The 26,257-nt window shown below is 68.4% G+C and carries 26 protein-coding genes; 12 read left to right on the forward strand and 14 right to left on the reverse strand.

Features of this window, described 5'->3' with window-relative positions:
* Window positions 1-15: 15 nt before the first annotated feature.
* Genes I7X18_RS24445 through I7X18_RS24455 form a run of 3 tightly spaced genes read left to right on the forward strand, consistent with a single transcriptional unit; the run spans window position 16 to window position 2,553 of the window.
* On the forward strand, window positions 16-648 hold the full coding sequence (locus tag I7X18_RS24445; protein WP_193046570.1) for a SatD family protein: 633 nt from the start codon (window positions 16-18) through the stop codon (window positions 646-648).
* The gene (locus tag I7X18_RS24450; protein ID WP_193046571.1) at window positions 645-1,394 is read left to right on the forward strand and encodes a hypothetical protein; all 750 of its coding nucleotides are present in this window, start codon (window positions 645-647) and stop codon (window positions 1,392-1,394) included. The genes I7X18_RS24445 and I7X18_RS24450 overlap by 4 nt, the downstream gene beginning before the upstream one ends.
* A 46-nt stretch (window positions 1,395-1,440) precedes the next feature.
* Entirely contained in the window at window positions 1,441-2,553 is a 1,113-nt protein-coding gene (locus I7X18_RS24455) for an NDMA-dependent alcohol dehydrogenase (protein WP_193046572.1), read from the forward strand.
* Window positions 2,554-2,575: 22 nt separating this feature from the next.
* Here the strand turns inward: I7X18_RS24455 and fadA6 are convergent, their stop codons facing one another.
* The 4 genes from fadA6 to ipdE1 form a co-directional block, all read right to left on the reverse strand.
* Window positions 2,576-3,724: a steroid 3-ketoacyl-CoA thiolase FadA6 gene (gene fadA6 / locus I7X18_RS24460; protein WP_193046573.1), complete on the reverse strand. Its 1,149-nt coding sequence runs from the start codon at window positions 3,722-3,724 to the stop codon at window positions 2,576-2,578.
* On the reverse strand, window positions 3,717-4,277 hold the full coding sequence (locus tag I7X18_RS24465; protein ID WP_226863760.1) for a TetR/AcrR family transcriptional regulator: 561 nt from the start codon (window positions 4,275-4,277) through the stop codon (window positions 3,717-3,719). Before I7X18_RS24465 ends, fadA6 begins: the two co-directional genes overlap by 8 nt.
* Window positions 4,278-4,339: 62 nt before the next feature.
* The gene (gene ipdF, locus I7X18_RS24470) at window positions 4,340-5,128 is read right to left on the reverse strand and encodes a (5R,7aS)-5-hydroxy-7a-methyl-1-oxo-2,3,5,6,7,7a-hexahydro-1H-indene-carboxyl-CoA reductase (RefSeq protein ID WP_193046575.1); all 789 of its coding nucleotides are present in this window, start codon (window positions 5,126-5,128) and stop codon (window positions 4,340-4,342) included.
* Complete coding sequence (ipdE1, locus tag I7X18_RS24475) at window positions 5,125-6,273, reverse strand: acyl-CoA dehydrogenase IpdE1 (RefSeq protein ID WP_193046576.1); 1,149 nt, start codon at window positions 6,271-6,273, stop codon at window positions 5,125-5,127. The genes ipdF and ipdE1 overlap by 4 nt, the downstream gene beginning before the upstream one ends.
* 48 nt (window positions 6,274-6,321) lie before the next feature.
* On the opposite strand from ipdE1, the gene fadD3 reads away from it, so the two are divergent.
* The 5 genes from fadD3 (at window position 6,322) to I7X18_RS24500 (ending at window position 12,257) form a co-directional block, all read left to right on the forward strand.
* Window positions 6,322-7,857, forward strand: coding sequence for a 3-((3aS,4S,7aS)-7a-methyl-1,5-dioxo-octahydro-1H-inden-4-yl)propanoate--CoA ligase FadD3 (gene fadD3, locus I7X18_RS24480; RefSeq protein ID WP_193046577.1), 1,536 nt, complete (start codon window positions 6,322-6,324; stop codon window positions 7,855-7,857).
* A complete protein-coding gene (locus I7X18_RS24485; RefSeq protein WP_193046578.1) occupies window positions 7,858-9,000 on the forward strand; it encodes an acyl-CoA dehydrogenase family protein in 1,143 nt (380 codons plus the stop codon).
* Window positions 8,997-9,950 carry an acyl-CoA dehydrogenase family protein gene (locus I7X18_RS24490; protein WP_193046579.1) on the forward strand — a complete coding sequence of 318 codons (954 nt, stop codon included), beginning with the start codon at window positions 8,997-8,999 and terminating at the stop codon, window positions 9,948-9,950. Before I7X18_RS24485 ends, I7X18_RS24490 begins: the two co-directional genes overlap by 4 nt.
* On the forward strand, window positions 9,950-10,891 hold the full coding sequence (gene ipdE2, locus I7X18_RS24495; RefSeq protein ID WP_193046580.1) for an acyl-CoA dehydrogenase IpdE2: 942 nt from the start codon (window positions 9,950-9,952) through the stop codon (window positions 10,889-10,891). The genes I7X18_RS24490 and ipdE2 overlap by 1 nt, the downstream gene beginning before the upstream one ends.
* Before the next feature lie 253 nt (window positions 10,892-11,144).
* Window positions 11,145-12,257: a pyridoxal phosphate-dependent aminotransferase gene (locus tag I7X18_RS24500; protein ID WP_193046866.1), complete on the forward strand. Its 1,113-nt coding sequence runs from the start codon at window positions 11,145-11,147 to the stop codon at window positions 12,255-12,257.
* Between the two features lie 12 nt (window positions 12,258-12,269).
* Here the strand turns inward: I7X18_RS24500 and I7X18_RS24505 are convergent, their stop codons facing one another.
* The 3 genes from I7X18_RS24505 to I7X18_RS24515 are packed head-to-tail and all read right to left on the reverse strand — an operon-like array spanning window position 12,270 to window position 16,335.
* Window positions 12,270-14,219: an acetoacetate--CoA ligase gene (locus I7X18_RS24505; protein ID WP_226863722.1), complete on the reverse strand. Its 1,950-nt coding sequence runs from the start codon at window positions 14,217-14,219 to the stop codon at window positions 12,270-12,272.
* Window positions 14,204-14,950, reverse strand: coding sequence for an SDR family oxidoreductase (locus I7X18_RS24510; protein ID WP_193046582.1), 747 nt, complete (start codon window positions 14,948-14,950; stop codon window positions 14,204-14,206). Before I7X18_RS24510 ends, I7X18_RS24505 begins: the two co-directional genes overlap by 16 nt.
* Entirely contained in the window at window positions 14,947-16,335 is a 1,389-nt protein-coding gene (locus I7X18_RS24515) for an MFS transporter (protein WP_193046583.1), read from the reverse strand. The genes I7X18_RS24510 and I7X18_RS24515 overlap by 4 nt, the downstream gene beginning before the upstream one ends.
* A 133-nt stretch (window positions 16,336-16,468) precedes the next feature.
* Here I7X18_RS24515 and I7X18_RS24520 point away from each other — a divergent pair, with 133 nt between their 5' ends.
* The gene (locus I7X18_RS24520) at window positions 16,469-17,383 is read left to right on the forward strand and encodes a LysR family transcriptional regulator (RefSeq protein ID WP_226863724.1); all 915 of its coding nucleotides are present in this window, start codon (window positions 16,469-16,471) and stop codon (window positions 17,381-17,383) included.
* Window positions 17,384-17,386: 3 nt separating this feature from the next.
* On the opposite strand, the gene I7X18_RS24525 is transcribed toward I7X18_RS24520, so the two are convergent.
* Window positions 17,387-17,605, reverse strand: a complete 219-nt coding sequence (locus tag I7X18_RS24525; protein WP_193046584.1) for a hypothetical protein — start codon at window positions 17,603-17,605, stop codon at window positions 17,387-17,389.
* Between the two features lie 79 nt (window positions 17,606-17,684).
* Here I7X18_RS24525 and I7X18_RS24530 point away from each other — a divergent pair, with 79 nt between their 5' ends.
* The gene (locus tag I7X18_RS24530; RefSeq protein WP_232375322.1) at window positions 17,685-18,152 is read left to right on the forward strand and encodes a UCP032817 domain-containing protein; all 468 of its coding nucleotides are present in this window, start codon (window positions 17,685-17,687) and stop codon (window positions 18,150-18,152) included.
* A 13-nt stretch (window positions 18,153-18,165) separates the two neighbouring features.
* Here the strand turns inward: I7X18_RS24530 and I7X18_RS24535 are convergent, their stop codons facing one another.
* The 5 genes from I7X18_RS24535 to hsaA all read right to left on the reverse strand — a co-directional run bounded on the left by I7X18_RS24535 (window position 18,166) and on the right by hsaA (window position 22,262).
* Window positions 18,166-18,339 (reverse strand): CsbD family protein, encoded by a 174-nt coding sequence (locus I7X18_RS24535; RefSeq protein ID WP_193046868.1) that lies wholly within the window; start codon window positions 18,337-18,339, stop codon window positions 18,166-18,168.
* A gap of 357 nt (window positions 18,340-18,696) precedes the next feature.
* The gene (gene hsaB / locus I7X18_RS24545) at window positions 18,697-19,263 is read right to left on the reverse strand and encodes a 3-hydroxy-9,10-secoandrosta-1,3,5(10)-triene-9,17-dione monooxygenase reductase subunit (RefSeq protein ID WP_193046586.1); all 567 of its coding nucleotides are present in this window, start codon (window positions 19,261-19,263) and stop codon (window positions 18,697-18,699) included.
* Window positions 19,264-19,278: 15 nt separating this feature from the next.
* Window positions 19,279-20,181, reverse strand: a complete 903-nt coding sequence (hsaC, locus tag I7X18_RS24550) for an iron-dependent extradiol dioxygenase HsaC (protein ID WP_193046587.1) — start codon at window positions 20,179-20,181, stop codon at window positions 19,279-19,281.
* Window positions 20,178-21,068 (reverse strand): 4,5:9,10-diseco-3-hydroxy-5,9,17-trioxoandrosta-1(10),2-diene-4-oate hydrolase, encoded by an 891-nt coding sequence (gene hsaD, locus I7X18_RS24555; RefSeq protein WP_193046588.1) that lies wholly within the window; start codon window positions 21,066-21,068, stop codon window positions 20,178-20,180. Before hsaD ends, hsaC begins: the two co-directional genes overlap by 4 nt.
* A 9-nt stretch (window positions 21,069-21,077) precedes the next feature.
* Complete coding sequence (gene hsaA, locus I7X18_RS24560; RefSeq protein ID WP_193046589.1) at window positions 21,078-22,262, reverse strand: 3-hydroxy-9,10-secoandrosta-1,3,5(10)-triene-9,17-dione monooxygenase oxygenase subunit; 1,185 nt, start codon at window positions 22,260-22,262, stop codon at window positions 21,078-21,080.
* Between the two features lie 154 nt (window positions 22,263-22,416).
* On the opposite strand from hsaA, the gene I7X18_RS24565 reads away from it, so the two are divergent.
* Window positions 22,417-23,478, forward strand: a complete 1,062-nt coding sequence (locus tag I7X18_RS24565) for a ferredoxin--NADP reductase (protein WP_269751324.1) — start codon at window positions 22,417-22,419, stop codon at window positions 23,476-23,478.
* A 21-nt stretch (window positions 23,479-23,499) separates the two neighbouring features.
* Window positions 23,500-24,072 carry a hypothetical protein gene (locus tag I7X18_RS24570; protein WP_193046591.1) on the forward strand — a complete coding sequence of 191 codons (573 nt, stop codon included), beginning with the start codon at window positions 23,500-23,502 and terminating at the stop codon, window positions 24,070-24,072.
* Between the two features lies 1 nt (window position 24,073).
* On the opposite strand, the gene I7X18_RS24575 is transcribed toward I7X18_RS24570, so the two are convergent.
* Complete coding sequence (locus tag I7X18_RS24575) at window positions 24,074-26,200, reverse strand: acyl-CoA dehydrogenase family protein (RefSeq protein ID WP_193046592.1); 2,127 nt, start codon at window positions 26,198-26,200, stop codon at window positions 24,074-24,076.
* Between the last annotated feature and the right edge of the window lie 57 nt (window positions 26,201-26,257).

Genomic DNA, 26,257 nt, shown 5'->3' on the forward strand with positions numbered 1-26,257 from the left:
AGCTATAGTCTTCATATGGGCGATGTTAAGCCGGATCCTTCAGCGGCCGCTGCGGTGATCGGTGACGTCGTCGCCTCGCGCCGCGCACCGGACCGCCGCGCGCTGCACCGGCAGCTCGGCGATGCGCTCGACGCGGCCGGTTTCGCCTTCACGGTCGGCGACGAGTTCCAGGGCACCCATCAGAGCGTCGGCGCCGCGATCGACGCCGCCCTGACGGTCCGGCTCGCCGTCGCACCGGACATCGACATCCGCTTCGGCATCGGGTGGGGGCCGATCACCGTGCTCGACGCCGAAACGGGCATCCAGGACGGCCCCGGCTGGTGGGCGGCGCGCGAGGCGATCGAGTGGACCGCATCCGCGCAGCGCCAACCGGGCCTCGCCGCCGTCCGCACGTCGTACCGCCGGGCCGCAGACACCGCCGGACCGGACGTCGACGCCGTCAACGCCGCACTGTTGTGTCGGGACCACCTGCTTGGATCACTCGATGACCGGTCGTCGAGGATCTTGAAGGGCCTGTTGAGCAACCGCACCAAGAAGGACATCGCCGCCGCCGAGCACGTCAGCGCCTCGGCGGTGTCCCAGCGTGCCGGCCGGGACGGGTTGGACCTGCTCGTCCTGACCACGACTTACCTGCGCGGTGTCCGGTGAGCGCGCTGGCCGTCCTGCTGATCGCGGTGGGTCTCGCCGACATGTGCCGGCGGGTCGCCCGCCGGGCATGGCTGCCCGTTGCGGTCGTGCCCGCGGCGGTCGTGGGGTGCGCGCTGCTGGCCGGCCTGTGGCACCGCGGCGACGTCCCGCTACTGGTGATCGCCTGCGCCGCCGGCATCGCCTGGGAGTTGCTCGGGGCACGCGCCGAACGCACCGGCCACCGGCAATGGGCCCCACTGCTGGTGTTGGCTTCGGCCGCCGCCACCCTGATCCTGTTGTCCGGGTGGGCCTCCGAGGTCACCGGGCTGGTCGGCCGGTGGTCGACGTGGACGCAACTGCCCGCGGTCGACGCCCTCACCCCCGACCGGCTGCTGATGGTGGTGGCCGTCGTACTGCTGCAGCTGGTCACCGGCAATCAGCTGGTGCGGCTGGTACTCGGGTCGGTCGGTGCGGTCAAACCCGCCGGGCAGCCGCAGCCGTCGGACCGGCTCAAGGGCGGGCGGCTGCTCGGGCCGATGGAGCGGCTGCTGATCCTCGGGCTCGGGCTGGCCGGACAGTTGGCCGCCGCGACCGCCGTCGTCGCCGCCAAGAGCATCATCCGATTCCCGGAGATCAACGCGCAGAAGGCGAAGGCGAACGGCAACGGCGATCTGGGTGTCGGCATCGACGAAGTGACCGAGTACTTCCTGGTCGGCAGCTTCGCGAGCTGGATCATCGCGCTCGGCGGGCTGGCTCTCGCGCAATAGTCGGCAAACGCCCGTCGCGCGGGCCGCGGCTTCCTAGACTGCGCGCATGAAGACCAACGCGGCCATTCTGTGGGAGTACGGGGGTGACTGGACGGTCGAGGAGATCGACCTCGATCCCCCCGGTGACGGCGAGGTACTGGTGTCGTGGGAGGCAACCGGTCTCTGCCACTCCGACGAACACGTCCGCACCGGCGACCTGCCGGGGCCGCTGCCGCTGGTCGGCGGTCACGAAGGGGCCGGCATCGTGCGTGAGGTGGGTCCGGGCGTCATCGGTCTGGCACCCGGCGACCACGTCGTGGCGTCGTTCCTGCCCGCGTGCGGACGGTGCCGCTTCTGCTCGACCGGACACCAGAACCTCTGCGACCTCGGCGCGATGATCATGACCGGAACGCAACTCGACGGCAGCTACCGTCGGCGCGCCCGGGGACAGGACGTCGGCGTGATGGCGCTCGTCGGCACTTTCTCTCAGCATGGGACTGTGCCCGAGGCATCCGTGGTCAAGATCGACGACGACATTCCGCTCTCGCGGGCATGCCTGCTGGGTTGCGGCGTGACCACGGGGTGGGGCTCGGCGGTGAACACCGCCGACGTGCAGCCCGGTGACACCGTCGTCGTGGTCGGCTGCGGCGGAATCGGCAGCGGCGCGATCCAGGGCGCCCGCCTGGCAGGCGCGGAGAAGATCATCGTCGTCGACCTGGTGGAGTCGAAGCGGGACAAGGCATTCCAGTTCGGCGCCACCCACTTCGTCACGTCGATGCCCGAGGCCACGGAGTTGGTCGCCGACGTGACCCGCGGCGTGATGGCCGATTCGGCGATTTTGACCGTAGGACTGCTGGAAGGCTCGATGATCGAGGATGCGCTCAACATCATCCGCAAAGGCGGCGGCGTGGTGGCCACCGCGATCGCCGCGATGACCGACACCACCGCCAACCTCGGCCTGATGATGTTCACTCTCTTCCAGAAGCGCCTGCTGGGCAGCCTCTACGGCGAGGCCAATCCGCGCGCCGACATCCCGCGACTGCTCAGCCTGTACCGCGAGGGCAAGCTACTGCTCGACGAGACCGTCACCCGCGAGTACAAGCTGGCCGAGGTCAACGAGGGATACGCCGATATGCGCGCGGGCCGCAACATCCGCGGCGTGATCATCCACGACCACTGACGCCTGTCTCGCGAGAAGGGGACTAGAGGCGCTCGATGATCGTGACGTTGGCGGTGCCGCCGCCCTCGCACATCGTCTGCAGGCCGTAGCGGCCGCCCGTGCGCTCGAGTTCGTTGAGCATCGTGGCGAAGAGTTTGGCGCCTGTCGCGCCGAGCGGGTGCCCCAGCGCGATCGCTCCACCGTTCGGGTTGACCTTCTCCGGGTCGGCCTTGGTCTCCTTGAGCCAGGCGAGGACGACGGGGGCGAACGCCTCGTTGATCTCCACGACGTCGATGTCGTCGATCGACAGCCCGGTCTTCTCCAGCGCGTAACGCGTCGCGGGGATCGGGCCCGTCAGCATAAACACCGGGTCGGCGCCGCGGGCGCTGATGTGGTGGATGCGGGCGCGCGGCTTGAGACCGTGCTCCTTTACGGCCTGCTCCGAAGCCAGCAGCACCGCACTCGACCCGTCCGAGATCTGGCTCGCCACAGCGGCAGTCAGCCGGCCGCCCTCTGCGAGCGGCTTGAGCGATGCGAGCTTCTCCAGCGTCGACTCGCGCGGACCCTCGTCGACACCGAAGTCACCCACCGGGATGACCTCGTTGTCGAAGTGGCCGCCGCGGATGGCGCCGAACGCCCGCTGATGGCTGGTGTAGGCGAACTGCTCCATCTCCTCGCGCGAGATGTCCCACTTCTCCGCGATCAGTTCCGCGCCGCGGAACTGGGAGATCTCCTGGTCGCCGTAGCGGTGCCGCCAGTTCTCCGATTCGCCTGTCGGCGAGGTGAATCCGAACTCCTTGCCCACCACCATCGCCGACGCGATCGGGATCTGGCTCATGTTCTGCATGCCGCCGGCCAGGATGATGTCCGCGGTGCCCGACATGATCGCCTGTGCGCCAAACGAAATCGCCTGCTGACTAGACCCGCACTGCCGGTCGACGGTCACGCCCGGCACCTCTTCGGGGTAGCCGGCGGCGAGCCACGCGTTGCGGCCGATGTTGCCGGCCTGCCCGCCCAGCGCGTCCACACAGCCGACGATCACGTCGTCGACGGCGCCCGGGTCGACGTCGACGCGGTCGAAGAGGCCCCGGAACGCATGCACGCCCAGGTCGATCGGATGCACATGGGCCAGCGAGCCGTTCCGCTTGCCGACGGGCGTCCGCACAGCGTCGATGATGTACGCCTCAGGCATGATGTGTTTCTCCTTCGGATGCGCCGGCGGTGATTCCGCCGAGGACTATGGCGAGGTACTGGCGGCCGACCTCTTCGGCCGTGAGCGGGCCGCCCGGCTGATACCAGCGGACCGACACCCACGTGGTGTCTCGGATGAACCGGTAGATCAGGTCGACGTCGATGTCGGGCCGGAAATAACCCTCCGCGATGCCCTGCTTGAGCACCTCGATCCACATCTTGCGCTGTTCCCGGTTGCGCTCCTCGACGTAGGAGAAGCGCGGCTGCGACGAGAGCCGCTTGGCCTCGTCCTGATAGATGACGACCTGGGCGTGGCGGGAGGCGATCGCCTCGAACGACGCCATGAACAGGCCCTTGAGCCGTTCGAGCGGATTCGGTTCGGTCTCGACGATCTGGTGATACCGCTCGAACAGCCAGTCCAGGAAACCGCGCAGCACCTCGTCGACCATCTCCTCCTTGGAAGAGAAGTGGTGGTAGAGGCTGCCGGACAGGATGCCCGCCGAATCGGCGATGTCACGCACCGTGGTGGCCCGCAGCCCGCGCTCGGCGAACATCGTCGCGGCGAGGTCGAGAAGTTCGTCGCGCCGGGTCGGCGGCTGGCCGGCTGCGGATGCGGTCACGGGTGCTGGCTCGATACCGAGATCACTTCGCCGGTCAGGTAACTGGAGTAATCGCTGGCGAGGAACGCGATCGTCGCCGCCACCTCCCAGGGTTCGGCGGCGCGGCCGAACGCCTCGCCTTCGGAGAGCCGGTCGAGCAGATCCGACGAACTCGTCTTCTCCAGGAACTTGTGCCGGGCGATGCTGGGCGACACCGCATTGATGCGCACCCCGTGCTCGACGGCCTCGATCGCACTGCACCGGGTCAGCGCCATCACCCCCGCCTTTGCCGCGGCGTAGTGCGACTGCGAGTGCTGGGCCCGCCAACCCAGCACGCTGGCGTTGTTGACGATGACGCCGCCGTGGTCGGCCTCGCGGAAGTAGCGCAGTGCGGCGCGGGTGGCCCGCATGACCGACGTCAGGGTCACGTTGAGCACGCGGTCCCACTCGTCGTCGGTCATGTCGACCACCGGTGTCTGGCCGCCGAGCCCGGCGTTGTTGACGAGAACATCGAGCCGGCCGGCCTTTTCGACGGTGGCGCTGATCAAGGCGTCGACGGCTTCGGTGGACGTGACATCGCAGACCACCGAGTCGACCTTGCCGAGCCCGAGTTCGGTGAGCTGGTCACGGGTTTCGCCCAGCCGGCGCTCGTGGTAGTCGGAGATGACGACGTCCGCGCCTTCGAGCAGCGCGCGCCGCGCCGTCGTCGACCCGATGCCGGTGCCGGCAGCGGCGGTCACCAGCACCACCTTGCCGGTCAGCAGGCCGTGGCCGTCGATCTCCTTCGGCGCTTCTGCGAGATTCATCCCTTGGGCTCCCTGGGTAGGCCGAGCACCCGCTCAGCGATGATGTTGCGCTGCACCTCGTTCGACCCGCCGTAGAGGGTGTCGGCTCGCGAGAACAGGTACAGCCGCTGCCATTCGTCGAAGTCGCCGTCTTTCAGGGCCAGACCCGCAGCGCCTTCGACGTCCATCGCGATCTCGCCGAGTTCACGATGCCAGTTGGCCCACAACAGCTTCGACACATTATCTTGGCCCGGCTGCTCGACGTCCATGGTCGCGAGCGCATACGACCGCATCGTGCGCAATCCGGCCCACGAGCGGGTGAGCCGCTCACGGATCAGCGGATCGTCGGCGGCGCCGGTCTTCTTGGCGAGCTCCGCGATCCCGGACAGTTCGCGGGCGTATTCGATCTGCTGACCGAGCGTGGACACGCCGCGTTCAAAGGTGAGCGTGCCCATCGCGACGCGCCACCCGTCACCCGGTTCACCCACCACCAGCGACGCGTCGGTGCGGGCGTCGTCGAAGAAAACCTCGTTGAACTCGGAGTCACCGGTCAGCTGGATGATCGGACGGACCTCGACGCCGGGCTGGTCGAGCGGCACCAGCAGATACGACAGACCGGCGTGCCGCTTCGACCCCTTCTCGGTGCGCGCGATGACGAAGCACCACTGCGCCCAGTGCGCCAGCGACGTCCACACCTTCTGGCCGTTGATCACCCACTGGTCGCCGTCGAGCACCGCGGTGGTCGCGACGTTCGCGAGATCGCTGCCGGCGCCGGGTTCGGAGTAGCCCTGGGACCACAGCTCGGTGACGTCGACGATCTTGGGCAGGAACCGCTCCTGCTGCTCGGGTGTGCCGTAGGCGATCAGCGTCGGGCCGAGGAGTTCCTCACCGAAGTGATTGACCTTCGCCGGCGCGTTGGCGATCGCGTACTCCTCGTAGAACGCGACGCGGTGCGCGACCGACAGCCCGCGTCCGCCGTGCTTCTCCGGCCATCCCAGACAGGTCAGCCCCGCCGCGGCGAGATGGCGGTTCCACGCCAGCCGCTCCTCGAATGCCTCGTGCTCGCGGCCGGGCCCGCCCAACCCCTTGAGCGCCGCGAATTCGCCGACCAGGTTGTCGGCGAGCCACTGCCGGACCTCGGCCCGGAACTCCTGGACCTCTATCACCCCTGTAGGCTAACCTACCAAGCACTTGCTTTGTTAGAGGGAGCATCAATGACGACCGCCCCGAGGACGATCCCCGCCGTTCTCGACCGGATTGCCGAGCAGTTCGGCGACCGCGAGGCGGTGGTCACGGACGACCGTCGCCTCACCTATGCGCAGCTTCGCGACGAGGTGCGGCAGGCCGCGGCGGCGATGATCGAACTCGGCATAAGCGCCGGCGACCGCATCGCGATCTGGTCCCCCAACACCTGGCACTGGGTGGTCGCATGCCTGGCCACCCACTACGCCGGCGGCGTCGTCGTCCCGCTCAACACCCGCTATACCGCCAGCGAGGCGAGCGACATCCTGGCCCGCACGTCCGCCCCGCTGCTGATCTCGGCGGGTGAGTTCCTGGGCGCCGACCGGACCGCCGACCTCGACCGCACCGCGCTGCCGTCGCTGCGCCACATCGTGCGGGTGCCGATCGACACAAACGACGGGACGTGGGACGAATTCGTCTCGCGAGGAACCGATCTGGGCGCGGTCGACGAGCGGGCAGGGGCCGTACGCCCTGACGACGTGTCCGACATCCTGTTCACCTCGGGTACCACCGGCCGCAGCAAGGGGGTGCTGTGCGCCCACCGCCAATCGCTCGACGCCTCCGCGGCCTGGGCCGAATGCGGACAGCTCTCCAGCTCCGACCGCTACCTCTGCATCAACCCGTTCTTCCACAACTTCGGCTACAAGGCCGGCATCCTGGCCTGCCTGCAGACCGGCGCCACGCTGATTCCCCAGCTGACCTTCGACTCCGAGAAGGCGATGGCCGCGGTCCAGGAGCAGCGCATCACCGTGCTGCCGGGACCGCCGACGATCTACCAGACGCTGCTCGACCACCCGAAACGCGCTGAGTACAACCTGAGTTCGCTGCGCTTCGCGGTCACCGGCGCCGCCGTCGTCCCCGTCGTCCTCATCGAACGGATGCAATCCGAACTCGACATCGACATCGTGCTGACCGCCTACGGGCTGACCGAGGCGAGCGGATTCGGGACGATGTGCCGGGCCGACGACGACGCGGTCACCGTCGCCACGACATGCGGGCGGCCGATCGCCGACTTCGAACTGCGCATCGACTCACCCGACGAACACGACGCGGGCGAGGTGCTGCTGCGCGGCCCGAACGTGATGCTCGGCTATCTCGACGACCCCGAGGCCACCGCCGCGACGATCGACGCCGAGGGCTGGCTGCACACCGGCGACGTGGGCACCGTCGACGACAACGGCAACCTACAGATCACCGACCGGCTCAAGGACATGTACATCTGCGGCGGATTCAACGTCTACCCCGCCGAGATCGAGCAGGTGCTGGCCCGCCTCGACGGGGTCGCCGAATCGGCCGTGATCGGTGTGCCCGACGAGCGGCTCGGTGAGGTGGGCAAGGCATTCGTCGTCACCAAAGCGGGCGCCCACCTCGATGAGCAGACCGTGATCGCCTACACGCGCGAGCATCTCGCGAACTTCAAGACACCGCGTTCGGTGGAGTTCCTCGACGCGCTGCCCCGCAACCCGGGCGGCAAGGTCGTCAAACCGCTCCTGAGGAAGAGAGCCTGAATGGACCTGACGTTCGACGACGCAAGCGAGGACTTCCGCGCCGAGGTGCGTGAATTCCTGTCCTCCCACCGCGACGACTTCCCGACGAAGTCCTACGACAACGCCGAAGGCTTCGAACAGCACCGGCGCTGGGACAAGGTGCTTTTCGACGCGGGCCTGTCGGTGATCTCCTGGCCGCAGCGCTACGGCGGCCGCGACGCGACGCTGCTGCAGTGGATCGTGTTCGAGGAGGAGTACTTCCGCGCCGGCGCACCCGGACGCGCGAGCGCCAACGGGACATCCATGCTGGCGCCGACGCTGTTCGCGCACGGCACCGATGAGCAGATGGACCGGGTGCTGCCGAAGATGGCCAGCGGCGAGGAGATCTGGGCACAGGCCTGGTCGGAGCCGGAGTCGGGCAGCGATCTGGCGTCGCTGCGGTCAACGGCGTCCCGCACCGACGGCGGATGGCTGCTCAACGGGCAGAAGATCTGGAGTTCGCGGGCGGTGTTCGGCGACCGGGCGTTCGGGCTGTTCCGTTCCGATCCGGAGTCGCAGCGGCACAAGGGTTTGACCTATGTCATGTTCGACCTGAAAGCCGACGGGGTGACCGTCCGCCCGATCGGCCAGCTCGGCGGCGACACGGGATTCGGTGAGATCTTCCTCGACGACGTGTTCGTCCCGGACGCCGACGTCATCGGTGCGGTCGACGACGGCTGGCGCGCGGCGATGAGCACGTCGAGCAACGAGCGCGGCATGTCGTTGCGCAGCCCGGCCCGGTTCCTCGCACCCGCCGAACGGCTGGTCGCCCAATGGCAGAAGGACCGCAACCCGGCGTTCGCCGAGCGGGTGGCCGACGCGTGGATCAAGGCACAGGCCTACCGGCTGCACACCTTCGGCACCGTCACGCGCGTGGCGGGTGGCGGTGAGCTCGGTGCGGAATCGTCGGTGACCAAGGTGTTCTGGAGCGACCTCGACGTCGCGCTGCACCAGACGGCACTCGACCTGCGCGGCGCGGACGGCGAGCTGGCCGACAACTGGACCGACGGCCTGCTGTTCGCGCTCGGTGGTCCGATCTACGCCGGTACCAACGAGATTCAGCGCAACATCATCGCCGAGCGGCTGTTGGGTCTTCCCCGCGAGCCGAAAGGGCAAGCGAAGTGAACTTCGAACTCGACGATCAGCAGCGGGATTTCGCTGCCAGTATCGATGCCGCACTGACCGCCGCCGGTGTTCCGGCCGCGGTGCGGGCGTGGTCCGACGGTGACACGGCACCGGGCCGCAAGGTGTGGGCCACACTGGCCGACCTCGGGGTGACCGCGCTGATGGTGGCCGAAGAACACGACGGTATCGACGCCACCCCGGTCGACCTGGTGGTCGCCGCCGAACGGCTGGGCCGCTGGTGCGTGCCGGGCCCGGTGGCGGAATCCGTTGCGGTGGCGCCGGTTCTGCTGCGCGGCGACGAGCGCAGCGCGGCGCTGGCCGCCGGTGAGCTCGTCGTCACCGTCGCGCTGCCCCCCGCCGTGCCGCGTGCGGTCGACGCCGACACCTCGGGGCTGGTGCTGCTCGCGCAGGACGGGACGGTCAGCGAGGCCACCGCCGCCGCACAGCACGAGTCCGTCGACCCCGCCCGCAGACTCTTCGACGTGAGCGCGTCCGGTGAGGCGCGTGACGCCGACGTCGCCCTCGCGTTCGAGTTCGGTGCGCTCGCGACGGCCGCGCAACTGGTCGGTGCGGCGCAGGCGATGCTCGACCAGTCGGTGGACTACGCCAAACAACGGCATCAGTTCGGCCGCGCAATCGGCAGTTACCAGGCGATCAAACACAAGCTGGCCGATGTGCACATCGCGATCGAGTTGGCCCGTCCGCTGGTGTACGGCGCCGCACTGTCGCTGGGCGACCGCTCCCCCGACACCGCGCGGGACGTGAGTGCGGCCAAAGTGGCCGCGTCCGAGGCCGCGCTGCTGGCTGCCCGCTCAGCGTTGCAGACACACGGCGCGATCGGGTTCACCCACGAACACGATCTGTCACTGTGGCTGCTGCGCGTGCAGGCCCTTCGCTCGGCGTGGGGCGATCCGACGTCGCACCGTGCGCGGGTGCTGGAGGCCTTCTGATGAGCGAAGAACGCGAGCTGCTGCGCGAGACGGTGGCGGCGCTGGTGGACAAGCACGCGTCGCCGGCCGCCGTGCGTGAGGCGATGACGTCGGAGCGCGGGTACGACGAGTCGCTGTGGACGCTGCTGTGCGAGCAGGTCGGCGCGGCCGCGCTGGTCGTGCCCGAGGAGTTGGGTGGCGCCGGCGGCGAACTCGCGGACGCGGCCGTGGTGATGCAGGAGCTCGGCAGGAACCTCGTGCCGACGCCGCTGCTCGGCACGACACTGGCCCAACTCGCGCTGCTGTCGGCCGGCGAGCCGGATACCGAAGCGCTCGAAGGGCTGGCCGAGGGCGCGCAGATCGGGGCGGTCGTCTTCGACCCCGGCTACGTCGTCAACGGTGACATCGCCGACGTCGTGATCGGGGCGGCGGACGGGCAGCTCACCCGCTGGACGTCGTTCGAGGCCCATCCGCTGCAGGCGATGGACCTGACCCGGCGGCTGGCCCGCCTCGAACCCGGCGAGACCGCCGAAATCGGCGCCGACCCCGGGCTGGCGGACACCGCGGCGCTGCTTCTGGCGGCCGAGCAGATCGGCGCGGCCACCCGATGCCTCGAGCTGACCGTCGCCTACACCAAGGACCGGGTGCAGTTCGGCCGCCCGATCGGCAGCTTCCAGGCGCTCAAGCACCGCATGGCGGACCTGTACGTGAAGGTGCAGTCCGCCAAGGCCGTCGTCGACGAGGCGCTGTCCGAACCCTCTCCGACGTCGGCTGCGCTGGCGCGCTTCTCGGCCACCGAGGCGTTCTCGGCGGTGGCCGCCGAGGCGGTGCAGATGCACGGCGGCATCGCGATCACCTGGGAAAGCGACATCCAGCTGTACTTCAAGCGGGCGCACGGCAGCGCTCAACTGTTCGGCCCGCCCCGCGACCAGCTGCGCCGGCTCGAATCACAGGTGTTCTAACGGCTGCGGCTGTACGCGCCGGAGGACGATAGGCGGAGTTGCCCGGCTATGAGCGACAGTGTCGCTACGAGGCGGGCAGTCGAGACAGCGGCGCGCCAGACAACGGTCGCCCCAGACAACGGTCCGGCGGTGTCGCCGGCGTCGCCGCCCACCGATACCGATGTTCTAGCCTCGACTGGTGAGTGGAGCGCACGCGAAAAGCACAGAGCACCGGAGCGTGGCGCTGCGCGCCGGCATCCCGCCGTTCTATGTCATGGACGTCTGGTTGGCCGCCGCGGAACGCCAGCGGACCCACGGCGATCTGGTGAACCTGTCGGCGGGCCAGCCCAGCGCGGGTGCCCCCGCCGCCGTACGCGAGGCCGCCGTCGACGCGCTGCACCGCAACCAGCTCGGCTACACCGTCGCGCTCGGTATCCCGGAACTGCGCGCCGCGATCGCCGGAAGGTACGCCGATCGGTACGGGCTCACGGTCGAAACCGACGACGTCATTCTCACGACGGGGTCGTCCGGCGGCTTCCTGTTGACGTTCCTCGCCTGCTTCGACGTCGGCGACCGGGTGGCGATCGCCAGCCCCGGCTATCCCTGTTACCGCAACATCCTCACCGCGCTCGGCTGCGAGGTCGTCGAGCTCCCGTGCGGCGCCGAGACCCGCTTCCAGCCGACCGCCGCGATGCTCGCCGCGCTCGATCCGCCGGTGCAGGGCGTGATCGTCGCGAGCCCCGCGAATCCGACCGGCACCGTGATCCCGCCGGAAGAGTTGGCGGCGATCGCCACGTGGTGTGAGGCGACCGGCGTCCGGCTGATCAGCGACGAGGTGTACCACGGCTTGGTCTACGACGGCGCTCCCCCGACCAGCTGCGCCTGGCAGACGTCACGAAACGCCGTGGTGGTCAACAGCTTCTCCAAGTACTTCGCGATGACGGGCTGGCGGCTGGGCTGGCTGCTCGTGCCTGCCGAACTGCGCCGCGCCGTTGATCGGCTCACCGGCAACTTCACCATCTGCCCTCCCGCACTGGCCCAGCACGCCGCGCTCGCCGCCTTCACACCCGAGTCGACCGCGGAAGCCGACGGTCTGTTGGCGCACTACGCCGACAACCGCCGGCTACTGCTCGACGGGTTGCGCGCCATGGGCATCGACCGGCTGGCCCCGACCGACGGCGCGTTCTACGTCTACGCCGACGTCTCGCATCTCACCGACGACTCGCTGTCGTTCTGCGCGACGCTGTTGGCGGACACGGGTGTGGCGATCGCACCGGGCATCGACTTCGACACCGTGCACGGCGGCTCGTTCGTCCGGCTGTCGTTCGCCGGACCGACCGCCGACATCACCGAGGCGCTGCGCCGGATCGGGGCCTGGCTGCGCTGACGTTCCGGGGCCTCACGTTCGCCGCTGCGTGACATACCAGTCCAGCAGCGCCGGATCGTCGACGGCGGTCGGCTCCACCACGCGCGCCGGGTCACCGCCCTGGAGAAGCTTCTTGATCGGCACCTCGAGCTTCTTGCCGGTGCGGGTGTGCGGGATGCCGGGTGCGAGCACGATGTCGTCGGGTACGTGTCGGGGCGACACCTCGGTGCGAATCGTCTGGCGGATACGGTCTTTGAGCTCGTCGGTGAGTTCGGCGTCGTCGGTCAGCGTGACGAACAGCGGCATCCAGTAGCCGCCGTCGAGCTGCTCCGCGCCGATCACCAGCGCCTCGGCGACCTCCGGTATCCGCTCCACGGCCTGATAGATGTCTGCGCTGCCCATCCGGATGCCGTGGCGGTTGAGCGTTGAATCCGACCGTCCGTGCACGACGACGCTGCCGTGGTCGGTGATGGTGATCCAGTCGCCGTGCCGCCACGCTCCCGGGAACATCTCGAAATACGCATCGCGGTAACGGGTTCCGTCGGGATCATTCCAGAACTTCACCGGCATCGACGGCAGCGGTTTGGTGACGACGAGTTCGCCGACCTCACCACGCACGGGCTGCCCCGAGGTGTCCCACGCCTCGACGGCGGCGCCGAGGTAGGGCGCCGAGAGCTCACCGGGCCACACCGGGACGGTGCGCACACCGCCGATGAACGCCGACACCACATCGGTGCCGCCGCTGATCGACGCCACCTGCACGTGCTCACCGACGTTGTCCCGCAACCACAGCGCCGATGCCGGCGGCAGCGACGAACCCGTGATCCCGACGGTGCGCAGCGCGGCCAGGTCGTGTTCTTTGCGCGGTACGGCACCCGCCTTGTCGCACGCCAGCACGTACCCGGGGCTGGTGCCCAGCACCGTCGCGCCCACCTGGGCGGCGATGCGCCACAGCGTGTCGGCCGCCGGATACGTCGGGCTGCCGTCGTAACAGACGATCGTCGCCCCGACCAGCAGGCCGGCCACCTGGAAGTTCCACATCATCCAGCTCGGGCTGGTGAACCAGAAGAATGTGTCCGCCGCGCCGATATCCGATTGCAGTGCAACGGCTTTGAGGTGTTCGACCACCACACCGCCGTGACCGTGAACGATACCCTTGGGCAGGCCGGTCGTGCCGGAGGAGTACAGCACCCACAGCGGGTGGTCGAAGTCGACGGCGACCGGTTCCAGCGTGCCGCCGTCGGCGGTCACCGTCTCCCAGTCCAGCCAATCCCCCTCCGGCGCCGCGGCACCGATACGTGGCACCAGGACCGCCCCCCGGACCGTCGGCAATCCGGCCCGCAGCGCGGCGACGTCGGCCGTCTTGTCATGGGTCTTACCGCCGAACCGGTAGCCGTCGGCCGCAATCAGGACCGCCGGTTCCAACTGCCCGAGCCGGTCCAGCGCGGCCTTCGCGGTGTAGTCCTGACCGCAGGCGCTCCAGATGGCCCCGATGCTGGCGGTGGCGAGGAACGCGATGACGGCTTCGGGCACGTTGGGCAGATACCCCGCGACGCGGTCACCCGGACCGACGCCCATCGACTGCAGTGTGCGGGCGAATCCTGCCGCCTGGGCGAGCATTTCGTCCCACGACCACTCGGTGACCTCGCCGCCCTCGGCGACGTAGAGGATGGCCGGCCGGTCGGTGCGGGCGTGCCGGAGAACCTGGTCGGCGTAGTTCAGTTGCGTCCCCGGAAACCAGCGCGCCCCCGGCATCGCATCACCGGCGAGCACCTCGGCTGGCGGATCGCCGAGGTCGAAATACTCCCACAGCGCCCTCCAGAACCCCGTGAGGTCGTCGACCGACCACTGCCACAGGGCGTGGTAGTCGGAGACGTCGGCGCCGGTGCGCTGCTGCACGAACCGGGCGAAGTCGGTGACCCGGGCACCCGCGATGTCCTCGTCGGTGGGCACCCACTGCGCTTCGCTCACCGCGCGCTCCATCCGCCGTCCATCGTGTAGGCCGCCCCGGTCACCATGCCGGACTGCGGGGAGGCCAGCCAGCCCACCAGCGACCCCACCTCGGTCGGTTCGACGAGGCGCTTGATGGCGCTCTCCTTGAGCAGGATGTCGGTCACCACGTCATCCTCACCGATGCCGTGCACCTTGGCTTGATCGGCTATCTGTTTGGTGACCAGCGGGGTCCGCACATAGCCGGGGTTCACGCAGTTGCTGGTGACCTGATGCGGCCCGCCTTCGAGCGCGGTCACCTTCGACAGCCCCTCCAGCGCGTGCTTGGCGGTGACGTAGCCGACCTTGTACTCCGAGGCGCGCAGACCGTGCACCGACGAGATGTTGATGACCCGGCCGAACTTCTGGGCGTACATGTACGGCAGAGCCGCACGGATGAGCAGGAACGGCGCCTCGACCATCAACGTCATCAGCATCCGGAAGTTCTCCGGCGCGAAGTCGACGATCGGGTCGATGCGCTGCACGCCGGCGTTGTTGACCAGGATGTCGGTGTCCAGCGCCAGGCTCTCCAGCGCCGACACGTCGAGCAGGTCCACCACCCACGGGTTGCCGCCGATCTCGTCGGCCAGCGCGGTCGCGGCGGTCTCGTCGCGGTCGGCGACGGTCACGGTCGCGCCCCGCGCGGCGAGCTCACGCGCACACGCCTCACCGATGCCGCTCGCACCGCCCGTCACCAGCGCGGTCCGTCCGGCGAGATCCCTCATGCGCCGGTTCTCGAGGCCGCCACCCGGGCGAGGTCCTCCCGGTCGGCCACGTCGAGGTCGTGCAGGTCGATGCCGTTGGTCTCACGGGTGAAGAAGACCGCGACCAACGTGATGGCACAAGCGATTGCCAGATAGATCGCGATCGGCACCGACGAGTCGTAGATGTCCAGCAGTTTGACCGCGATGAGCGGCGCCACCGATCCGGCCACGATCGAGGTGACCTGATAGCCAAGGGAGACACCGGAATACCTCATCCGGGTCGGGAACATCTCGGCCATGATCGCCGGCTGCGGCGCGTACATCAGCGCGTGGATCATCAGACCGATGCTCACCGCGGCCGTCACGACGACATAGTTCCCGCTGTTCATCATCGGGAAAGCGAAGAAGCCCCACGTCGCGCCGAGGACCGCGCCCACCACATACACCGGGCGGCGGCCGAAACGGTCCGACAACCGGCCGACGAGCGGCACGACCGCGAAGTGGATCAGGTGCGCCACCAGCAAGTACCAGAGGATGTCGCTGGTGTCGGCGCCGACCTGCACCTTCAGATAGGTGATCGAGAAGGTGACCACCAGGTAGTACATGATGTTCTCGCCGAACCGCAGACCCATCGCGGTGAACACTCCGCGCGGGTAGCGCTTGAGCACCTCGACCACACCGTACGAAGTGGATTTGGCCTGCTCCACCTCTTGCTGCACGGCCACGAAGATGGGGGCGTCGGTGACCTTGGTCCGGATGTAGTACCCGATCAGCACGACCACGGCCGACAGCCAGAACGCCACACGCCAGCCCCACGACAGGAACGACGTCTCGGGGAGGGTGGTGGTCAGGACGAGCAGCACCACGGTGGCGAGCAGGTTGCCCACGGGCACACCGGCCTGCGGCCAGCTGGACCAGAAGCCACGTTCCCTGTTCGGGCTGTGCTCGGCGACCAGCAGCACCGCGCCGCCCCACTCCCCGCCGACCGCGAAGCCCTGGATGAACCGCAGCGCGACGAGCAGCGCCGGCGCCCAGTACCCGATCTGTCCGTATGTCGGCAGACAGCCCATCGCGAAGGTGGCGGCGCCGACCAGCAGGAGGCTGAACTGGAGGAGCTTCTTACGGCCGTACTTGTCGCCGAAATGGCCGAAGACCACGCCCCCGAGCGGGCGCGCGACGAAGCCGACCGCGTACGTCGCGAACGCGAGGAAGATCGCGTTCAGCTCGCTGGTGGTCTCCGAGAAGAAGATCTTGTTGAACACCAGGGTGGCGGCGGTGCCATAGAGGAAGAACTCGTACCACTCGACGACGGTGCCCGCCATCGAGGCGACCACCACGCGTTTGAGCCCGGTCGGGACCGACCCGCGGGGGCTGGTGTCGGGTTGGGACGGAATCGGCGTGCTCATTGCTGGCTCCATTCATGACCGGGGACACGTCGGTCGCCTGAGTGTGACTGGCCACACATACACGTGAGTATTCATGCAGGTTTCCCCGGCGGCAATGGTCAAGTGTGCAGCGGCCATCTGCAAAACTGCAGACATGACCGCAATGTCGGGGCGACGGCCCAGCGCCGACGACCTCCTCGTCCTGCTCGCGGTGGGTCGTTCGGGCCGCTACACCACCGCGGCGGAGGAACTGGGTCTCAACCACACGACGATCTCCCGGCGGATCGCGGCGCTGGAGCAGTCGATCGGGGGGCGGCTCGTGGCCCGCGTCGCCGGCGGCTGGGAGCTGACCGATCTCGGCCGTGAGGCGCTCACCGCCGCCGAGGCCGTCGAATCGGCCGTGGGGTCGCTGACCGTCGACCCGGCCGGGCGGCGCGCGCTCGAGGGGGTCGTCCGTATTTCCGCGACCGACGGATTCAGCGCCCACATCGTGGCGCCGGCCGCCGCGCGAGTGCAGCGGGACCACCCCGGCGTGGCGGTCGAGATCGTCGCCACGACCCGTCGCGCGTCACAGCAGCGCTCGGGCCAGGACATCGAAGTGGTGGTGGGCGAGCCGCAGGTGCACCGCGCCGAGGCGATCCGCCTCGGTGACTACTGCCTGGGCCTGTACGGGGCACGCGACTACCTCGCCGAACACGGCACGCCCGACAACGTCGCAGACCTCGCCCGGTATCCGCTGGTCTACTTCATCGACTCGATGCTGCAGGTCGACGACCTCGACTCGGCGACCGGGTTCGCCCCGGCCATGCGGGAGTCGGTCACGTCGACCAACGTCTTCGTGCATGTCGAGGCGACCCGCGCGGCGGCGGGTCTGGGCCTGCTGCCGTGCTTCATGGCCGACCGGCACGACGATCTGGTGCGGGTGCTGCCGCAGTCGGCGTCGGTGCGGTTGACCTACTGGCTGGTTACCCGGGCCGAGACGCTGCGCAGGCCGGAGGTCGCCGCGGTCGTGGATGCCATCCGGGAACGCGTCCACGACCAGCGCGACGTACTGCTCGGCGCGCCGTAGGTGTCATTCTCCCCCGCCGCCGCCACCGCAGCCCCCGCCTCCGCCGTAATCGCCGCCTCCGCCGTAACCGCCGTAACCGCCGCCAAAACCGCTTCCCCAGTGGGCGCGCCGCCTGTGCGGGCGGGCGTCATGAGCCCGCCGGGAGCGGGCGACGAAGAACGACGTGATGACCAAACCCGTCAGCACCAACAAGATGCAGACCACCACGGCCGTGGCGCTCATACCTCGAAGCATACGCGTGTTCGCCGTCGGCGCATACAGTGAAAATGTGCTGCGGCGCAACAGACATCGGCTTGATCAGGTGAGCACGACCGTCGCGGATCTCGAGCTGCCTCCGGCCGTGTTCAAGACCTGCCCATGGCAGCCACGGGCGCTCGTCGAGACCGGTCTGCGCCAGTGGCTGCGGTGCTGCGCGCCCGCGATATGGGACGACCAGGTGATCGGAATGCCGTCGCGCGCGGTCGACGAGGCCTGGCACGGTTTCATTTTGTGCACCGTCCGGTACGCGGCTTTCTGCAGCGCGGCCTACGGCCGGTTCCTGCACCATCACCCCGAGGGTGGTGCACCGCCGGGTGTCCCCGCGGCCACCGACCCCGTCGGCGAGCAGTTGCGCAGGACGGTGGTCGCGTGGTCGATGGTCGCGCGGACCGACGAGGAATGCGTGCTGTGGGACCTCGACACCCGGCTCGGAGTCGACGAGCCGTGGGGCATCGACGCCGGCCGGGTGGAGGTCATCCAACGCGAGATCGCCGAATGTCGGCGTGCGTAGGCCTCAGCCCGCTCTACTTCTTGAAGGCGTCCTTCACCTTTTCGCCCGCGTCCTTGAGGCTGGACTTGGACTGGTCGGCTTTACCTTCATTGGCGGTGCTCTTGTCGCCCGTGGCCTTACCCAAAGCTTCCTTGGCCTTGCCGCCGAGATCCTCGATCTTGTTGTTGGCTTTGTCGGTGCCGCTCACGATGTACTCCTTCGGTCGCAATCGACCGGGTCGGCCGATGCACCGTCGGCATACCCCGCCCGGTGGGTCGGCGAAACCGCGGGTATCAGCCGTCACGCAGATGCGGGTCGAGCATGTCCCACCACGCGCGCGACATCCGGTCGTACTCCCCTCGTCGCACTGCGCGCCGATCAGGCGGACATCCTCGGGCGAGACGAAGGAGGACTCGTTGACGTCGGCCGCCAGCGCCTCCAGCAGTGCGCTCTCGGTGAGGATTCTGCGGCCGTTGACCGCCATGCGGGTGGTGGCGTCCTCGAAGACGACGGTCGAGTTCGGCACGGACGTCAATATGCCAGGGAACGACAGCTGCCAGGGGAACTACAGCCAAGTGTCCGGAGTGGTGGCCGTCAGGAACGCCTCGAGGTCGTCACGCCAATGGGCGGGCGAATTCTTGTCGGGTTCGATGCCGGTGTACTCGCCGCGGTAGAACAGCAATGGCCGCGGTTTCTTGCGCGGCACGTCCGACAGCGAGTGCACGGCCCCGAAGACCACCAGATGGTCGCCGCCGTCGTGCACCGAGTGCACTGTGCAGTCGATGTGGGCCAGCGTGCCGTCGATGACCGGCGACCCCAGCTTTGACGTCGTCCAGTCGAGGCCATTGAACTTGTCGGGCTCACGCGACCCGAAGCGTGCGGAGACGTCTTTCTGATTCTCGTGCAACACGTTCACACAGAACCGGCCGCTGGCCTCGATCGCCTTCCACGACCGTGACAGCTTGGTCGGGCAGAACAGCACCAGCGGCGGTTCGAGCGAGAGCGCCGCGAAGGACTGGCAGGCGAATCCGACCGGCGCGTCATCGTGGATCGTGGTGATCACCGTGATGCCCGTGCAGAACTGCCCGAGCACATTCCGGAACGTCCGCGGGTCGATCGTCGTGTCCGTCACGGTGACCTCGCGCAGTTACTTGAAGCCGACGCTGAAGTCGTGACCCCAGAGGCTCACCGCGGTGCTCTCCCGGGCGATCCAGCCCTCGTTGTCCTCGACTTCAAGTCCCTCACAACCGAATTCGATATCGAAGCCACCCGGAGTCTTCATGTAGAACGACAGCATCTTGTCGTTCACATGGCGACCGAGCGTCGCAGACATCTTCACCTTGCGGCGCAACGCCCGGTCGAGGCACAGGCCGACGTCGTCGGCGTTCTCCACCTCGACCATCAGATGCACGATGCCGCTGGGGGTCTCCCCCGGCATGAACGCCAGGCTGTGGTGGCGCGGGTTGACGCCGAGGAACCGCAGCCACGCCGGCGCACCGTCGGCGGGCCGGCCGACCAACTGCGGTGGCAGCCGCATCGAGTCGCGCAGGTAGAAGCCGAGGACGTCCCGGTAGAAGTGCAGCGTCTCGGCGTCGTCGCGCGTGGTGAGCACCACGTGCCCGAGGCCCTGCTCCTCGGTGACGAACTTGTGACCGTACGGGCTGACGACCCGACGATGCTCGAGCGCGACACCGTGAAAGATCTCCAGCGTGTTGCCCGACGGATCGTCGAAGGTGATCATCCCGTCGACACGGCGGTCGGCGAGTTCGGCCGCGGTGGCCTCCTTGTACGGGGTGCCCTGGATGTCGAGCCGGTGGCGGATCTCCTGCAGACCTTCGGCGTTGGCGGTCTCCCAGCCGGACTGCAGCAGCCGGTCGTTCTCACCCGGCACGATGACCAGGCGGGCGGGGAACTCGTCCATCCGCAGGTACAGCGCACCGTCGGTAGGGCCCTTGCCCTCCACCATGCCGAGCACCTTCAACCCGTACTCGCGCCATGCGCCGACGTCGGTGCTCTCGATCCGCAAATAGCCCAGTGACCGGATGCTCATCGCTCGCCTCCGAGGAAATCGATTGTCAGCTTGTTGAACTCGTCGAACTTCTCGAGCTGCGCCCAGTGTCCGCACTGGCCGAAGACGTGCAGTTGGACGCGGGGAATCTGCTTGAGTGCGACCAGCGCACCGTCGAGCGGGTTCACCCGGTCCTCCCGACCCCAGATGAGCAGTACCCGCTGGCGCAGCTTGTACACCTCACGCCACATCATGCCGAGCTCGAAATCCGGACCGGCGAACGACATCCCCATCGCACGGGCGGCCGCCAGCGATTCGGGCCTGCTGGCGATCGCGAACCGCTCCTCGACGAGTTCCGGTGTCACCAGCTTCTGGTCGAACACCATGATGCGCAGGAACTTCTCCATGTTCTCGCGCGTCGGATTCGCGGTGAAGCGGCCGAGGAGTTTGACGCCCTCGGTGGGGTCGGGTGCGAAGAGGTTGACGCTCAACCCGCCCGGCCCCATCAGCACCAGCCGGCCCGCGCGCTCGGGATTGTCCAGCGCGAATCGCACCGCGGTGCCACCGCCGAGCGAATTACCCACCAGCGCTGCGCGTTCGATGCCGAGATGGTCGAACAGGTTCAGCAGGGCGGTGGCGCTGTAGCGGTTGTACTGCTCATGCTCGGTGTGCTTGTCGGAGTGGCCGTACCCCGGCTGGTCGACGGCCAGCACGTGGAAGTGGCGCGCCAGCACCTCGATGTTCTTCGAGAAGTTCGACCAGCTCGACGCACCCGGCCCGCCGCCGTGCAGCAGCACCACGGTCTCCGAGTGACTCACCCCGGCTTCGTGATAGTGCAGGCGCATGTCATCGCGAACCTGCGCGTACCGCGAGGTGGATTCGAAGGTGATCTCGACCTGGGACTCGGTCTGCTTGATATAGGAAGTCATCGCGTCCGATCAGACCATCGTGTCCTGCGGCGGGAGGCCGAAGGCGTCGTTGCCGAAAATCAGGTAGGCCCGCTCCGGCTCGTTGGCGGCGTGCACCCGCCCGGCGTGCGCGTCGCGCCAGAACCGCTGCACCGGCGCGTCGAGGTTCAGCGCGGTGGCGCCGGACGCCTCGAACAGCATGTCGATCGACGCGATAGCACGGGCGGTGGCACGCACCTGATCGCGGCGGGCCCTGGCGCGCAACTCGAACGGAATCTCGTTGTCAGCCTGCAGCAGCGCGTACTCGTCTGCCACGTTGCCGATCAGCTGCCGCCAGCCGGCGTCGATATCGCTTGCCGCCTCGGCGATGCGGATCTTCGCGAACGGATCGTCCTTGGACTTCTCCCCGGCGAACGCCGCGCGCACCCGCTTGCCCTGATGCTCGACGTGAGCGTCGTACGCGCCGTAAGCCATACCCATGATGGGCGCGGTGATGGTGGTGGGATGCATTGTCCCCCAGGGCATCTTGTAAACCGGCGCGGTGTTGTTCTCCAGTCCGCCTGCGGTGCGGTCGTTCATCGCCTTGTAGGACAGGAAGCGGTGGCGCGGGACGAAGACGTCCTTGACGACGACGGTGTTGCTGCCGGTTCCCTTAAGGCCCACCACATTCCAGACATCATCGATGCGATAGTCACTGCGCGGGATCAGGAAGCTGCCGAAGTCGACGGGCTTGCCGTCCTTGATCACCGGGCCGCCGAGGAACGCCCAGGTAGCGTGATCGCAACCCGACGACCACTGCCAGGCGCCGCTGACCAGGTAACCGCCGTCGACCACGGTGCCCGCACCCATCGGCGCATACGACGACGACACCCGCACCGACGGATCGTCGCCCCAGACCTCGTCCTGCGCCTTCTGGTCGAACAGTGCGAGGTGCCAGTTGTGCACGCCGATGATCGACGCGACCCACCCCGTCGACCCGCACGCGCTGCCGAGGCGGCGCACCGCCTCGTAGAACAGCGCGGGATCGCATTGCAGACCGCCCCACTGCTCGGGCTGCAGCAGCTTGAAGAAGCCGAGCTCGTCGAGATCCTTGACCGTCTCGTCGGGCAGGCGGCGCAGTTCCTCGGCCTCCGGCGCGCGCTTGCGCAATGTGGGCAGCAGGTCGTCGATGCCGCTGAGGACCGCCTGCGCGTCGCGCTGTTCAATGGACGTCACTGCTTGCCTCCAAGATGCGGGACTGAAACGGGGCTGTAGAAAGATTAGAACACGTTACGATTTGTGTCGAGCAGCCTAACGCTGCAGCTGCTGGACCTGCGGAAGCTCATTTCTGTAACATGTTCTAGTTATGACGGAAAGGGCGGTCGACGACGTGACGGACGAGCCACTCGGTAGCCACGTGCTCGAACTGGAGGTGGCCGACGTCGTCGAGGAGACCGCCGACGCCCGGTCCCTGGTCTTCAAAGTCCCCGCCGGCGGCGCCGACATCCCCGCCGAGCGGCTCCGTTACTCACCCGGCCAGTTCCTCACGCTGCGGGTGCCCAGTGACCGGACCGGATCCGTCGCGCGCTGCTACTCACTGAGCAGTTCGCCGTTCACCGACGATCCGCTGACCGTCACCGTGAAGCGCACCGCGGACGGCTACGCCTCGAACTGGCTTTGCGACAACGCCCACGCCGGGATGAGGATGCACGTGCTGGCGCCCTCGGGCACCTTCGTGCCGACGTCGCTGGACGCCGACTTCCTGCTGATGGCCGCAGGAAGCGGCATCACCCCGATGATGGCGATCCTGAAGTCGGCGCTGGTCGAGGGCAGCGGAAAAGTGGTGCTGGTCTACGCCAACCGCGACGAGTCCGGCGTCATCTTCGCCGGTGCGCTGCGCGAACTGAGCGCCAAGTACTCCGACCGGCTCACGGTCGTGCACTGGCTGGAATCCGTCCAGGGACTGCCCACCGCGAGCGCGCTGGCCGGCCTGGCCGCTCCCTTCACCGGCCACGACGCCTACATCTGCGGACCCGGCCCCTTCATGACCGCCGCCCAGGAGGCGCTGACCAGCGCGGGCACCGCCGCGGACAAGATCCACATCGAGGTGTTCAAGTCCCTGGAGTCCGACCCGTTCGCTGCCGTCGTCATCGAGGAGGACGACAGCGACGAGGGTCCGGCGACCGCGGTGGTCACCCTCGACGGGCAGACCCACGAGGTGCGCTGGCCGCGCAGCGCCAAACTGCTCGACGTGCTGCTCGACAAGGGCCTCGACGCACCGTTCTCCTGCCGGGAGGGCCACTGCGGCGCCTGCGCGGTGCTCAAGAAGAGCGGGGACGTCGCGATGGAGATCAACGACGTACTCGAGCAATCCGACCTCGACGAAGGCCTGATCCTGGGGTGCCAGGCGGTGCCCCGCTCGGATTCGGTCGAAGTCACCTACGACGAGTAGCGAAGGGCTAACTTCAACACGATGAACCGGCTCGCAGCAGCAAGTGCGGCGGCAATGCTGACGGCACTGCTCACCCACCCCGCCACGGCGGCGGCCGCGTCCAACTCGGCGCTGACCTCGATCCCCGTCGACCCCGCCACCAAGATCGAGATGCATGTCAGCGCGGACTGCGTCGGCAACAGGTGCGCGTTCAACACCACCGCGAACCTGATGACACCGGGCGGTCCGACGGGGCTGCCCGGCGACGCGTGGTCGCGCCAGACCATCACCCTGCGCAGCAACGATCGCAACGTCTGGCAGGAAGCCGAGTACAGCGCGCCCGCGGGTACACCGCGAGAAGTCAAGGGCGCCAACCACAACAACGTGCTGTCGAAGATGTACAAATCGCTGCGCGACGTCGAGATCTCGGTGACGTCGTTCGGCGGCGGGCCGATCGAGCGTTACCGGGTCGACGGCAGCTCGATGCCCACCGACTGGTACACCGGCCAGCCGGCTACCAAGGCGGCGTTCATCGTCTGCAGCCACATCCAGGTGGTCTACTCCGGGGTGAACCTGACCACCCCGGATGCCTGCGCGCAGACCACCTTCGGCTGACCTACCGGGGCAGCCCGAGCAGGCGTTCACCGGCGAGGGTGAGCAGGATCTGCTCGGTGCCGCCGGCGATCGTCAGGCAGCGCATGTTGAGGAAGTCGTGCACCTGTTGATTGATCACGGCGCCGGACCCGTCGGACAGGTCCATCCGGAACTCCGACAGACCCTGCCGGTAGCGCACCCCGATCAGCTTGCGGGCGCCGGCTTCCGCGCCGGGATCCTGTCCGCCCACGGCCTTCTGCGCGATGCGCTGATCCAGTAGCGACCCCACCTGCGCGGTCAGGATCAGCTGCCCCAGCCGGTCCTGATCGGCCGGGTCGATCCCGTGTTCGGCCACGGTCTGCAGCAGTTCCTCCATCGGATTGCCCAGCGCGGTGCCGCCCGCCATCGCCACCCGCTCGTTGGCCAGTGTGGTGCGGGCCAGCCGCCACCCGTCGTTGACCTGCCCGACCACCATCTCGTCGGGGACGAAGACGTCGTCGAAGAACACCTCGTTGAACAGTTCGTCACCGGTGATCTCGCGCAGCGGGCGGATCACGATGCCCGGCGACTTCATGTCGATGAGGAAGTACGTGATGCCCTTGTGTTTCGGCGCGTCGGGGTCGGTACGCGCCAGGCAGACGCCCCAGTGCGCCTTGTGCGCGGCCGACGTCCACACCTTCTGCCCGGTCAGCCGCCAACCTCCCTCGTCGCGAACGGCTTTCGTGCGCAGCGCAGCCAGATCCGAACCCGCGCCCGGCTCGCTGAACAGCTGGCACCAGGACAGCTCACCGCGCAGCGTGGCGGAGACGAACTGTTCGATCTGCTCGGGGCTGCCGTGCTCGAGGATCGTCGGGACGGCCCACCAGCCGATGACGAGGTCGGGCCGGGACACTCCCGCCTGGGCCAATTCCTGGTCGATCAACAGCTGTTCGGCCGCGGATGCGGCCCTGCCGAAGGGTTTCGGCCAGTGCGGGGCGAGCAGACCGGCCTCGGCGAGCGCGGGCTGCCGCTGCTCGGCGGGCAGCGCCGCGACGTCGGCCACCGCTGCGCTGATCTCGGGCCGCAGCCCCTCGACCGAGTCGAGATCGATACGCAGCTCGCGGCGGACACCCTGCTGGGTCAGGTCGGCGATGCGGCGCAGCCACCGCGAACGACCGCCGAGGAACTGCGAAATACCGTATGCGCGACGCAGATACAGGTGGGCGTCGTGCTCCCAGGTGATACCGATACCGCCGAGCACCTGGATGCAGTCCTTGGCGTTGGCCTTCGCCGCGTCGATGCCCGCCGCCGCAGCGACCGCCGCCGCGATGCTCAGCTGCCGCTCGTCGGCATCGGTCACCGCGCGGGCGGCATCCGCCGCCGCCACCGACACCTGCTCGGCACGCAGCAGCATCTCGGCGCACATGTGCTTGATCGCCTGGAAACTGCCGATCGGCTTGCCGAACTGCTCACGGACCTTGGCGTAGTCGGTGGCGGTGACCAGTTGCCAGCGCGCCAGACCGGCCGCCTCGGCCGCCAGCAGCGTCGCCGCGAGGTCCGCCAACCGCGACGCGGTGACGTCGAGCGTCGTGACGGGCGCGTTGTCGAGGACCACCCGGGCCAGTGGGCGCGAGAAATCCGTGGGCGTCAGCGGTTCGACCGTCACCCCGTCGGCGGCGGCGTCGACGAGCACCACCGCGTCTCCGGCCGGGAGCAGCAGCAGCCCGGACGGTTCGGCGCCGAGCACCTGTGGCGCGACACCCGAGGCGGTGCCGCCGTCGACGGTCACCTCGGCGGCCAGCGTGACGCCGGCGGTGCGTTCACCCGACGCGAGCGCCTCGAGCAGTCCGTGGTCGGTCACCACCAGGGTGGCCAGCGCCGTGGTCGCGACCGGCCCGGGAACCATGGCCGCGGCGGCCTCGTCGACCATCGCGCACAGGTCTTCGACGGTGCCGCCGGCACCGCCCTGCTCCTCCGGGATCGCGACGCCGAAGATGCCCAGCTCGGCCAGACCCGCATACGCCCGGCGCCATGCGTCCACGTCGCCCTGCTCCACCTCGCGCCCGGCTTCCACCGCCCGGGACGCGGCGGCCCAGTCACGCACCATTTCGCGGGCAGCAAACTGCTCGTCGGTGCCGGGGCCGGACCCCGACAGCACTGACTGGGTCATTTCCGCACTCCTCGCGTTTGGGTGAGAAGGCTCATACTCCCCACTAGAACGTGTTCT

This window comes from Mycolicibacterium baixiangningiae, from assembly GCF_016313185.1.
Classification (GTDB): Bacteria; Actinomycetota; Actinomycetes; order Mycobacteriales; family Mycobacteriaceae; genus Mycobacterium; species Mycobacterium baixiangningiae.